Annotated in this window: 5 protein-coding genes; 2 read left to right on the top strand and 3 right to left on the bottom strand. The window is 52.7% G+C overall.

From position 1 onward, the window contains the following. Nucleotides 1-10 precede the first annotated feature (10 nt). On the bottom strand, nt 11-1693 hold the full coding sequence (gene menD, locus O1Q98_RS17440) for a 2-succinyl-5-enolpyruvyl-6-hydroxy-3-cyclohexene-1-carboxylic-acid synthase (RefSeq protein ID WP_125258742.1): 1683 nt from the start codon (nt 1691-1693) through the stop codon (nt 11-13). 283 nt (nt 1694-1976) lie between these two features. Next, the gene (gene menF / locus O1Q98_RS17435; RefSeq protein ID WP_125258741.1) at nt 1977-3299 is read right to left on the bottom strand and encodes an isochorismate synthase MenF; all 1323 of its coding nucleotides are present in this window, start codon (nt 3297-3299) and stop codon (nt 1977-1979) included. 622 nt (nt 3300-3921) lie between these two features. On the opposite strand from menF, the gene rcsD reads away from it, so the two are divergent. Next, nucleotides 3922-6585, top strand: coding sequence for a phosphotransferase RcsD (rcsD, locus tag O1Q98_RS17430; RefSeq protein ID WP_125258740.1), 2664 nt, complete (start codon nt 3922-3924; stop codon nt 6583-6585). A gap of 6 nt (nt 6586-6591) precedes the next feature. Beyond that, entirely contained in the window at nt 6592-7245 is a 654-nt protein-coding gene (gene rcsB, locus O1Q98_RS17425) for a response regulator transcription factor RcsB (protein ID WP_125258739.1), read from the top strand. Between the two features lie 63 nt (nt 7246-7308). On the opposite strand, the gene rcsC is transcribed toward rcsB, so the two are convergent. Further along, on the bottom strand, nt 7309-10176 hold the full coding sequence (gene rcsC / locus O1Q98_RS17420; RefSeq protein ID WP_125258738.1) for a two-component system sensor histidine kinase RcsC: 2868 nt from the start codon (nt 10174-10176) through the stop codon (nt 7309-7311). Nucleotides 10177-10283 lie beyond the last annotated feature (107 nt).

The raw sequence follows: 10283 nt of genomic DNA, 5'->3' as shown, positions 1-10283 counted from the left end.
CATAGATTGCCTACCATGACGGCACCGCTGCCAGCAATTGCTTCAATGTTTCCACGCCCGCTTTGGGCTCTACCACCACCTCAAGCAAGGTGGCGCCGCCGTGTTGCCAGCCGCTCGCCACTGCCTCCTCTACGCCTTGCCAATCCTGCGCCCGCGCATAACGCAGGCCAAACAGCGCGGCGGCATGGCGAAAATCAACATGCTGCGGCATACAGTAAAAAGCCTCTCGCTGCGCCAGAGGCGTCGGCAATAGCGAGAAAATCTGGCCACCATCATTATTAACGACAATCAGCACCAAGGGCGCAGGAACCTGGCGTAATAGCGCCAGACTGTTTAGGTCATACAGCGCCGACACATCGCCAACGATAGCAAGCGTAGGGCGAGCCGTGGCGCGCTGCACCCCGGCCAGCGTCGATAACAGGCCATCAATGCCGCTGGCACCGCGATTGGCATACACCGGATACCCCGCAGGCAGGCAGGCCAGCGCATCCACCAGCCTGATGGCCAGGCTGTTGCCGACAAAAAACTGCCCATGCGGCGGGAGCAACGCGGCGACGCGATGCGCCAGTTGAGCCTCGCCAAACCCCGCAGACAACCTTAGCGCGACCTGTTGACGAACGCGCCCGGCGCAAGCCTGAACCGCCGGTGCCCAGCAAGGCTGCGCCGGTGACGGGGCCGGGTGCGCCGCCAGCCAGTCATCAGGTGCGGCAACCAAGCGGCGACCACGGTGCTGCGCCGGGTCAAGTCGCCCCGGCAGCCGGTCTATCAACCAATACTCTTGCGGTGCTACCGCTGTCTGCCACTGTAATACGCGCTTACCGGTCAGGCTGGCGCCAAATTGCACCACTATCTCCGCCTGATGCAACGCCTGAGCCTCTGGGTGTATCAACCACAAATCTGCACTGGCCAACGGCTGGCCGGTCTGCGACAGCACATCGCCTATCAGCGGCCAACCGAGTGTCTGCGCCCAGGCGGCTATCCGTTCACCCTCGTGCGCGGCGACCCGTCCAACAAGAACCACACCGCGACGCTGCCGCCACTGCGGCCAGTCCGGCTGTACCCGTAGCGCGACATCACGGCTGTCGCCCTGTAACCAGGGTTCTTGCTGCTGCCACCAATCACCGAGCGCGCCGAGCCAATCCTGAAATGCGAGCGGATCGTCCTCACCATAGAGCGGCTCGGCAAAGGGGCAGTTGACATGCAACACGCCGTGGCGCAGTGCGCTTAACGCATTATCGAGCGTTGCCGCCAGCCAGCGCGCCGGAATATCCGGTGTAGGACGAGGCAAATTCAGCGCGTGTGCGGGATGAGCGCCAAACATTCCCGGCTGGCGAATGGCCTGATTAGCGCCGCAATCAATCATCTCCGGCGGGCGATCGGCCGTCAGCACGACCAGCCTTTCACCGGTCAAACCGGCTTCAATAATCGCCGGGTACAAATTGGCGGTCGCCGTGCCGGACGTCACGACAATCGCCACCGCCTCACCAGAGGCTTTCGCCAGCCCAAGCGCAAGATGCCCCAGCCCGCGCTCATCAAAGTGGGTATGGCATTGCAGCGCCGCGTGTGTGGCGGCAGTCAGTGTCAAGGGAGTTGAGCGCGATCCAGGCGCGATACAAACGTGGCGAATACCCTGGCGACTCAGCACTTCAAAAAGCACCTGCGCCCATCGGCGATTAAAAATATGTGTGGACATGTTCGACTCAACAACTCCGGTTGCGGGTTGTGGCAATTATTATATTTTTTTTCATCCGGCCAACTTTGATGTAAACCATGATGTAAACCAGTAACAACGAATATTGCCGTGTACTTTTGCCATAAAGGGATCATTAAAAATGACGTCACCGCAGTGACATCCATAATGCCCACCGACAGCCGCTACAGCGCGTTATGATGTCGGCGGGCCTCACCCATCATCGGATTTTTGCGTATTTTTCGCCACTCTTGATGTAACAAAAAGGTTATCGAAAATAACGACCTTATGACATGTCGCCGTCAAACAGCGATTTCAAACCGGCGATTTTATTGTCTAATTCTTGCCATTCCTGCTCAGGGTCTGATGCCGCAATAATCCCTGCCCCGGCATATAACGTCAGCTGGCGCGCGTTCACGTTAGCCGAGCGCAACGCCACACAAAATTCGGACTGCTGCCGGGACAGGTATCCGGCAGACCCGGCATACCAGCCGCGCGTAAAGGGCTCGTACCGGGCAAGAAAATCCCGCGCCGGACGGCGTGGCAAGCCAGCCACCGCCGCTGTAGGCTGTAGCAAACGTAAACAGACCTCATCATCAATCGCCCGCAGCGTCGCCTGAATCGTTCTGCGCAAATGCTGTACTTTACGCAAGCGGATAATCTCAGGCGGCATTACATCCAGCGTTTGCGCAACCTCATGCAAACGCTGACAAATATCATCGACCACCAGCATATTTTCGCACTGGTTTTTTACATCATTCATCAACCAGTCGGCTAACTGTGCCGCCACTGTTTCATCGGGATGGCTGGCAACCGTCCCCGCCAGCGCCTCCGTCTCCAGCCGGTGATATCGCCGTCGGTAAAGCCGCTCAGGGCTCGATCCCAGAAACGCCTGTTCAGGCGCCAGCGCCAGCATAAAATGATAACAGCGATGATTCGCCGCACGGCTGGCGGCCATGAGCGTGGTTGCTCGCAGCGGCTCATTGAGCGTCAATGAGGTAGCACGAGCCGGCACCACTTTCTCCAGCCTGCCTGCGGTTATCTCTGCCAGCGCCTGCGCCAAGATCGCGCCCCACTGCTCGCGGTTCGGACAATGCTGCGCTGACACGATACGTGTCTGCAACGGCGGCAACATTTGCGCGGGCTGTAGCTGGCGCAAAAACGTCTGTGCCAGTTGCACATCGTCGGCCAATGACGTTTCACTAAACAGATTCAGCCGCACACGCACACGCCGCCCCTGACGTAACAGTGCGATTCGCGGCACAAACAGCCGGGCCACCGCCAATTCCGGCGTCTGTGGGCATTGATCAAAGGCGTTTATCCCCCAGATACGCACGCTGTCGTCTACGTCGTGACGTTGCAAAAAGGCATTCGCCTGCGTGATATCGTCAAAGGCGCGCACCTGCCCACAAACGGCGGCCTCTTCATCATCCTGACGGTGCTGCCAGTAAAATTGCGGATACACCGATTGCGCCGCCAGCCACGGTAGCAGTTCCCCGCTATCCGGAAAGGTCAGCGTAATGGCATAAAAACCCGTCCGAACGGGTAAAGGCTCACTAAGTGCCTGATGCATTTGATGCAGCAGGTCTGAGAATTGCAGCACATTCACCCCATAGCCTAACTGAAAGTGAGGAATTATACGGGGCTCGCGATGGAAAAAAAAAGCGATTAGCGTGATAGCAATTCAAACGGGAATGCCGCTCGCCAGAAAAATACGCACCGCACAAAATGAATCCGCAGGCGATTCAATTAGCATTAAGTGACAAAAGTTCGCCACGCCGCCCCCCTAGAATTTCCCTGCTGTCATCAAATTTCCTCATTCTGCTTTGTCATTAGTTACCTGCCGGGCTTGCCCGGCTTTTTTTATGTCTTCGGCGTTATACCGCAACCGTGCCCAACAGGGGGCTATCAAGGACAGCGTTTTGTCGCTTTCGTTAACATCGACACGTATCACACTTCGATAAATCACGGCAATTGTGGTAAAAAGACCACCTGAATGTGCGCTAGCGGTGAGCGTTGCCGGGTATCGCGTGGAGCTGTGCTGAAAGGAGCGAATGGGTGACAACGTTCGACAAAACGCACGGAACCAACAGACTGCGGCGCTAGCAGCCGACCCATTCCCGGCCCGGCATGTGACAGCCCGCACCTCGAAAACCCGCTGTTGCCGGAGAGGTCATGCCGGTTAGCGCTCACTCACCACCGATTAAACCGTTCATCTGGAGCCTGATTTCATGCCTGCGGCTATCATGCGTTTTTTCCTGTTATTCATCCTGCTCCTTCTGTTAGCGATAGGCTCTTACGGCTATAACTACGTCAATTGCTGGATGACGGAAAAAAAATCTGCGCTAACGGATATTGCCGAAGGGATGCAAAAACGCATTGATGCCTATCGCTTTTTTACCGACCAAATCTATAAAAACCTTATTACTGACCCGATTCAACCTGAAAGCACCAATGTCAACCTCATCACACTGATACCTAACGTATTTTATGCTGAAAAGAGTAACCACAAGACGGATGCGCTCATTTTTGGCCAACACGATAAAACCACATTAACCGCGATGCACCGCATCTCACAGTATCTGGATGTACTCTGGGGAGCAAAAACCGATATCTATTCAATGTATTACCTTAACGGGCAGGACAACAGCCTCACCATGGTTTCCACCCAGCCGTTGAAAGATATTTCGTCACCGCTACGCGGCAGCTATTTGTCATCGATAGTCGAAACGCGCAAAACAGAAATGTTGCAGCAAGCCAATACGCTCGATGAGCGGGAAAGTTTCTCGGCACTGCGCAAATTACGCTTTTACAATGACTACTATTTTACCCTGCGTACCACGTTCAATCAGCCCGGCCATCTGGCGACCGTCATTGCCTTTGATTTATCGATTAACGATCTGATCCCAAGCCATCTGCCCCGGGAAAATTTCATCCTGCGCCAACAACTGCCGCCGGTGAACGTAGATAATGATAACGACATTCCAACTGAAATCCGCCGTGAGGGCGGATTACTGGAAATTTCCGCTCAATTAATGAATGCGCCCATCAAGCTGGTGTATGTCGTTCCGCTCGATAAGCTTATCGCTGAAATGCTGCGCAGGAATATCTGGAGTATCGGCTTTAGTCTGGCATTACTGCTGCTTGCTCTCAGCGGTGCATATGCGTTGCGCCGTTATCATGCGCGTCCGAAGGACGATCTTTCTCATCATCTGAAATCGCAACAACAGATGTACGACGATATTGTCAACCGCGTACCGGTTGGCGTACTGGTTTATGATTTTGATAATAATAAAGTGGCGGTCGCCAATACGCTGGCTGAACGTCTTTATCCGCATTTGAGTTTGAAGAAAATCGCCACCCTTGCCGAAGAACATCAGGGGCTGATTCAGGCGACCGTCGATAACGAAATGTATGAGGTGCGCGTTTTCCACAGCCAGCATACCCCTGCGCTGTGCCTGTTCTTATTGCGTGAACAAGACCAGGAAATTTTAATCACCCGGAAATTACAGCTCGCCCAGCGGGAAATCGATAAGAATATCGCCGTGCGCAAGCGACTGTTTCGCCACCTCAGCCAAGAGTTTAAGCATCCTTTATCTGCCGTTCATCAGTTAGCGCTCTCTTTGCGGCAGGCGGAAGCGACGCCAGAGCAGCAAAAAGTCATTCAGTCATTGATTATCGAAGCCAGCAGCGCCATTCGGTTGATGGAAAACATCGCCCTGCAAGCACATCTGGAAACCGGCGAGTGGCATTTGGTGCATGAGCCGTTCTCACCGTTAACACTGCTTGACGACCTGTTATTGGAGTTATTGCCCCGTATTCAGCAAAAAGGGCTGGCGTTGTTTAACCACTACCAGCTTGATCCGCGCCAGTCCTATCTTGGCGATAGTGAACTCCTGCGAAAAACGCTGTCACTGCTGCTGGATTACGCGATAACCAATACCGATTATGGCAAGATTACTGTCTCTTGCGAGCCTGCTGGTCAATCGCCTGAACAGGTGGTGATAAAAATCAACGATACCGGTACGGAAATCTCTGGCCTGGAGCGCGACAATCTCATGCACCCGTTCGCGACTACGCCGCTGTCCGATCGTTTCCGGCAAAATTCAGGATTAACCCTATTTCTGTGCAATCAGCTTTGTAACAAACTGGGTGGTCAATTGCAGATAAACAGCCGCCCGGGGCTTGGCACGCAATACACCCTGACGCTGAAAATGGACATGGCTGCGCAGCCCGTAGAAGAAGAAGAGAAACTTCTGGACGACATCACGCTACTTTTGAATATTACATCCGATGAGGTGCGCACTATCGTTAACCGCCAGGTCACGCAATGGGGAGCTAACGTGGTGGTATATGATGAAAGGCTGGTGAATCAGTCTGCTGAAATCACTATCACGGATGATCCGACCCGAGTGGACGAAGACACGCTGCTCGTCACCTGTGACGACATGCAGTGGGTGCCGCTCGGACACCGCCGACTGCGCACCAACTACAATATCAGCCAGTTGCTGCAAGATGGTTTATTGAAACTCATCGAGCAGCAACTTGATACCGATACCGATGATACGACAGACGAAGAGCACGACGATATCGGCGTTTACGTGCGGCAGTTACACAGCAGTGACTACTATTCGTTGTTTGTAGAGACAGTACCGGAGGACATAAAGAGGCTATATACTGAAACTCAGGATGGCGATTTTTTATCACTTGCGCAAACGGCGCACCGCCTGAAAGGCGTCTTTGCCATGTTGAACCTTCACCCCGGCAGGCAGTTATGTGAAGCGCTGGAAAAGCTTATTACCACCCAGGATAGAACACAAATAGAGGCCAATCTCCAGCAGATCGACCATTTTGTCAGTGTGCTATTGCATTTCGGTGGTCAACACGACGAGTAAAAAACAATGAGTAACTTAAACGTAATTATTGCAGACGATCACCCTATTGTTCTGTTTGGCATCAAGAAGTCCCTTGAACAAATTGAATGGATCAATGTGGTTGGTGAATTCGAAGACTCGACAGCCCTGATTAATCACCTTCCCAAACTGGATGCCAATGTTCTTATCACCGATTTATCCATGCCGGGCGATAAATATGGCGATGGCATTACGCTGATTAAATATATCAAGCGCCACTTTCCGCACCTGTCGATTATTGTGCTGACAATGAACAATAACCCGGCCATTCTCAGTGCGGTACTGGAGCTGGATATTGAAGGCATTGTGCTAAAACAAGGCGCGCCGACCGATTTACCTAAAGCGCTGGCCGCCCTGCAAAAAGGTAAGAAATTTACGCCTGAAAGCGTCACTAAAGTGCTGGAAAAGATCAGTGCCAGCGGTTATGGCGATAAACGCCTGTCACCCAAAGAGAGCGAAGTATTACGCCTGTTTGCCGAAGGTTTCTTAGTCACGGAAATTGCCAGGAAACTAAACCGCAGTATCAAAACCATCAGCAGTCAGAAAAAGTCAGCCATGACTAAACTGGGCGTTGATAACGATATCGCGCTGCTTAATTACCTTTCATCTGTCGGTATTTCCCCTCCGTCCGATAAAGAATAATCGCCTGGCGCAGGATAAAACTGGCGCGCGATGCCTCGCCGCCAGTGTTTACCAACAATGCCATTACTCCCCTGATGTCGCCGCCTTTTGTTTCACCAGATTGCTGTAGTACGCCAACGATTGTTGCAGCGTATCCAGCGTGACGGGTTTTGACAGGCAATTATCCATCCCGGCCTGCAGGCAACGCTGCCGCTCCTCGGCCAGCGCATTCGCCGTAACACCAATGACCGGGAAAGTGAGCTGCATTTCACGCAGGCGCTCAGTAAAGCGGTAGCCATCCATGTTCGGCATATTCACATCGGTAAGCACGATATCTACCGGGTTCTTCGCCAGCACATCCAACGCATCCAGCCCGTCATTGGCCGTTATCACCTGATACCCCAGCGAACCGAGTTGATCGGCCAGCAAGCGCCGGTTAATCGGATGATCATCCACCACCAAAACACGCACGCCCTCATTTTCCGAACGGCTATAGGTCGCCAGTGGCGAGGCGGGTAGCGTTGCCGGTAAAGCCTCTTCGCCACGGTAGATGCGCTGTAACAGTAATGGCAAATCGTGGGGAGCGGCGGTGCTGTGCAACCAGTAACCCGGCTGACGCTCCTGTGCTGCCCCCGCCTGTGTTCCGCTCAGTTCAATACATGCGCGCATGTTACCCGCCGACGTTACCGGCGTATCAACAATCAACACATCTTCGCCGTTACTCAGGCTACGTTCATCATAACGCCGTGCCTCAATCCCCATGCCTTGCAACAAGGTAAACAGGTAACGCTCCATCAGCGCATTACGCACCTGTACCCAGCACACTTTACCGCGCCACGCCTCTGCCGATGATGGCTTGGGATAACGCGCATGATAAAGAGGAATACGCACCGCAAACTCACTGCCAAGACCGGGTTCTGAGTCAATGGTGATATCGCCGTCCATTAAATTGACCAGTTTCTCGCAAATCGCAAGACCAAGCCCGGTGCCCTGAAAATGGCGCTGCACTCCGGTGCCAGCCTGAAAGAAGGGGTCGAACAGTTTCATTACCGCGCGCGTATCAATGCCAACACCGGTATCACGCACTTTGAACAGCAGGTAGCCATCCTGAGAACACACCACCTGAAACACAATGCATCCCGTATCCGTGAACTTAATCGCATTACTGAGCAAATTGCTTAACACTTGCTGTAAACGTACGGCATCCCCCATCAGGCTAACCGGCACGTTGGGGTCGATATAGCAATATAATGTCAGGCGTTTTTTCACGACTAACGGTAAATAGTTGCTAACGATGTGGTTAATCACTTCCCGTGGCGCAAATTCGCCGGGTTCGATTTTCAACTGCTCCGATTCAATTTTTGAGAAATCCAGAATATCGCTGATGATTTTTAGCAACAGCGCAGAGGAGTTCTGCATCGCGCCAACCAGACGGTTAGCATCCGATGACAGTGATTTCGTTCGCAATAAATCCAGATTACCGATAATGCCATACAGCGGCGTGCGCAGTTCGTGGCTGACCGTCGCCAGAAACATCGATTTCGATTGGCTCGCCTGTTCAGCGGCATTTGCCATCTCTTGTAATGATTCTTCCATGCGTACCCTGGTGCTGACATCCAGCAATACGCAAATGGCGACATTCTCATTTCGATAGCGTGAATGCACAAAGCTGATTTGCAAATGGTGATTACGCGCTGTCACCACATCCAGCGATTTAGAGTGCTGATCGCAAATAATACGCACCAGACGCATGCGATCCTCATAGGTAAGCAGGCTCAAATAATTATGTGCCAGCTCATTACTGAGAATATTGGTGCCATCGCTAATACGTAAAATGCAGATCCCAACGGGCGCGGAAGCCACAATTTTTCGGTTGAACTGCTCGTTTTCTTCAATCTGAAACGCATTACGCTCTGCGGGCAGGAAAATTCGGCGCTCAAACAACCGGGTAAACAGAAACAGGCACAGCGCGGACGCCACATTCAGCAATGCCATATTCATCAATAAACCGTTCAGCGAGGCCAGCATCACATCCAGCGGCAACGAATAGACCACGCTCATCGATGTCGGTGGCAGCGGCTTTTTCATTAATAGCGCGCTGAAACCGTCGCTATAGCCAAAATAATTATTGGATTCGGGATAATGGCTGGGCACGCTGCCGGAACGACTATCGATAACCTGCAATAGCACATGTTCGTTCTGGTCAAGTAAGCGCAGGCTGAAGGGTAAATCCGTATTCAATACCAAATCGTCAAGTCGTATTGTCTGTTCGATTCCCATCATCGTTATCAAATGGTTATCGACATAAACCGGCATCAAGGCATACAGATATCCGGTGTTTTGCGTCAAACCGGGCACCACCCAGTACAGGCTATCCTCACGCCGCATGCCTGCACCGGTTGATTTCTGATTCTGCAAATGCTCCTGAACGCTTTTGAGCAAACTGTCGCTATCCAGCGACTGATTACGGATACCAAAATCCACGATGCACTGCTGGCTGCTATCTAAAAAGAAAACTCGATTCAGGTCATAAACTGAAGAGAAATCCTCATGCCATTGATCAAAAAAACGGCTCAACAGGGCCAACTGAGCCGGATTTTTTTCATATTGCTGGCTGCAATCAAAAGTGGGCGAAAGCGGATAAATGGCCGCAGGCGCGTTTTTGCTCAGGCCCGGTTTATTACGCAACGAAAGCGATGCGCTAAAACGGTTCGCCGCCAGATAACGCAGCTCACGCGCCACCTCGGTGGCATGGCGAATGTAACCTAATGACTGTTCCGCATTAAGGGAGAAGATCTGCCGCAGGTGTGATTCCTGCTGTTTGAGCGCGCCATTAATCACGAAAATCGACAGCAGCGCCCCCAGCATCCACAAAAGTAACGCCAGCCCCCGGAATAAATACCGGGAAATTTTGAGAGTCGTTTGAAAAGAGACAGTCACTTTTAAAGGCATACCGTAAAGGTTAACAGAACGGAAAAACGCATAGAACCGCCATACACTAACGGCCCCCCATAAAAAAAGCCAGCGCATCAGGCGCTGGCTTTGGCATTCATCCCATC

This window comes from Dickeya lacustris (assembly GCF_029635795.1).
Classification (GTDB): Bacteria; Pseudomonadota; Gammaproteobacteria; order Enterobacterales; family Enterobacteriaceae; genus Dickeya; species Dickeya lacustris.
Note: the sequence above shows the minus strand (reverse complement) of the source record. Positions and strands in the feature narration are given on the sequence as shown.